The 2,360-nt window shown below is 60.0% G+C and carries 3 protein-coding genes; all 3 read left to right on the forward strand.

Annotation, left to right across the window (positions count from 1 at the left end; genetic code table 11):
• On the forward strand, positions 1 to 835 hold an 835-nt coding region (locus EN750_RS29790), incomplete at its 5' end, for an ABC transporter ATP-binding protein (protein ID WP_245482849.1).
• A complete protein-coding gene (locus EN750_RS29795; RefSeq protein ID WP_127266690.1) occupies positions 835 to 1,563 on the forward strand; it encodes an ABC transporter ATP-binding protein in 729 nt (242 codons plus the stop codon). The genes EN750_RS29790 and EN750_RS29795, both read left to right, overlap by 1 nt.
• A gap of 564 nt (positions 1,564 to 2,127) precedes the next feature.
• Positions 2,128 to 2,331 (forward strand): CsbD family protein, encoded by a 204-nt coding sequence (locus tag EN750_RS29800; RefSeq protein ID WP_127326428.1) that lies wholly within the window; start codon positions 2,128 to 2,130, stop codon positions 2,329 to 2,331.
• Positions 2,332 to 2,360 lie beyond the last annotated feature (29 nt).

A 2,360-nucleotide genomic window follows, 5' to 3' on the forward strand; every position in this document is an offset into this window, starting at 1 on the left:
CTGCGGTTGCGCTGCTGGCAATCATGCTCTTCAGGCCGAACGGGCTGTGGCCGGACAAGCGAGTTTGACCATGGCGCTGCTGGAAGTCCGCGATCTGCGCCTCAGTTTCGGAGGACTGAAAGTCCTTCACGACATTTCGTTCTCAGTTGAGAAAGGCGCCATCAACAGTCTTATCGGGCCGAACGGGGCCGGCAAGACATCACTCTTCAATTGCCTGACCGGCTTCTACAAGCCGAAGGGCGGCTCGATCAGTCTGGGCGGCCGGCCAATCACCGGCTTGCCGCCGCATCGCATCACCGCGCTCGGCCTCGCCCGTACGTTCCAGAACATCCGGCTGTTCAAGGAAATGACCGTTCTGGAAAACGCCATGTCCGGCCAGCATTGCCGCAGCCGCCACGGCATCATGTCGGCGATCCTGCACTTGCCGGCACAGCGGCGCGAGGAGGAGGCGATCCGCGCGGCTGGCATGCGCTGGCTCGATTTTGTCGGCATCGAGCAGCATGCGCATCGCCGTGCCGGTGGTCTTTCCTATGGCGAACAACGGCGGCTCGAACTCGCAAGAGCCCTGGCGTCGACGCCCGAGCTCATCCTGCTGGACGAGCCCGCCGCCGGCCTGAACGAGCGCGAGAAGCTGGACCTTGTGCACCTGATCCGCCGCATCCGTGACGAAACCGGTGTCACCGTCCTGCTGATCGAGCACGATATGGGCCTGGTCATGCAGGTGTCGGAGAAGATCGTGGTGTTCGACTATGGGCAGAAGATCGCCGACGGACCGCCGGAGGCCGTGCGAACAGACCCCAGGGTCATCGAAGCCTATCTCGGCACGGAGGAATGATGGACGCCGAAATCGTTCTTTCCGCGGACCGCATCGTCGCGCGCTATGACGGCATCGAAGCCCTTCATGGTGTCAGCCTTTCGGTCAAACGCGGCCAGATCGTCGCCCTGCTTGGCGCGAATGGTGCGGGCAAGAGCACCACGCTGCGCACGCTGTCCGGCCTCGTTGCCGCATCCTCCGGATGTGTCCGCTTCCTGGGCGAGGACATAACCAAGGTCCCTGCCCATCGCCTGCCGCATCGCGGGCTCGTCCACGTCCCGGAGGGAAGGCGTATTTTCGGCGACATGACGATCAAGGAGAACCTTGACCTGGGCTCGTTTACGCTTGCCGACGACGCCGAGCGCCGCAGGCGGCTGGATCATGTTTTTGAGCTCTTCCCCATCCTTGCGCGCAGACAGAATGGCGATGCAAGGAACCTCTCGGGAGGCGAGCAGCAGATGCTGGCGATCGGCAGAGCCCTCATGGCCGCGCCCAAGGTGCTGTTGCTCGACGAGCCTTCCATGGGTCTGGCGCCGCAACTGATCAAGGAAGTCATGAACATCGTGCAGCGCCTCAATCGTGAAGGCGTGACCATCCTGCTTGTGGAGCAGAATAGCAAAGTCGCCTTGAAATTCGCCGACTACGGCTACGTTCTCAAGGCTGGACGCGTTGTTCTTGAGGGACCAGGCAGCGATCTCGCGAGCAATGAAGCGGTTATCAGCGCCTATTTAGGTGGCGTCGCTGCTTAGCTGGCAAAGCTGCCAACGCCCGGATTTTTACAAAATGAGGCCGCCGCTCCAGTCCAGCCCCTAACATATTGATTTGTGCAGGAAGCACTGACCCTCAGAGACTAACATAATCATTATTTGTCAACAGGTTACGAAGCGGTCCGCTCAAATCGATTCAGGAAGCTGATCCAGCCATTTCGCTGACCGAATTTATCTCAAGCCGAACGGCGGCTTTGCGCCTCAAGTCGGTCATTAAGACCAGCTTCGCCGTTTCCCGAAAGCGACATCATCGGACTGCGCTGGCTTAAGATAACTGTGCCTGTAGACGGACGGCGGCGACAGGATGAAAAGCGCTTGCGCCTGCTTGGTGGCGGAACTGTTGCGGAAGGTGTGGAGGCGTCTTGGGTCGAAGGTCATGGCGTCGCCTTCGAGTGGGACGACCTCAATTGATGGCGCAGGCTGAGCGTAAAGGAATGGGTCGTGGCCTGTGAGAGCAAGACGAGCGTCGAGTTCCAGGAACATCCGTCGTCGATTTGCGTTTGCTCTCCGAGGTTAGACGTTTTCAAACCGAAGGAGAACGGTGTCATGGACTGGAACCGCGTGGAAGGAAACTGGAAACAGGTGAAAGGCAAGGTCAAGGAGCAGTGGGGTAAACTCACGGATGACGACCTTGACCGCATCGCCGGCAAGCGCGATCAACTCGAAGGCAAGATCCAGGAGCGTTATGGCCTCGAAAAGGACCGTGTGCGGCGCGATATCGATGACTGGTACGGTCAGCAGGGCTGGTAAGCGCGTGAGGCCCGGGCCGCGGCCAATTC

This window comes from Mesorhizobium sp. M7A.F.Ca.ET.027.03.2.1, assembly GCF_003999175.1.
Classification (GTDB): domain Bacteria; phylum Pseudomonadota; class Alphaproteobacteria; order Rhizobiales; family Rhizobiaceae; genus Mesorhizobium.

What these genes read in the sequence shown, in the direction of transcription:
- EN750_RS29795 (WP_127266690.1), top strand. Translation starts at nt 835, where the DNA reads ATGGACGCCGAAATCGTTCTTTCCGCGGACCGCATCGTCGCGCGCTAT.
- EN750_RS29800 (WP_127326428.1), top strand. Translation starts at nt 2,128, where the DNA reads ATGGACTGGAACCGCGTGGAAGGAAACTGGAAACAGGTGAAAGGCAAG.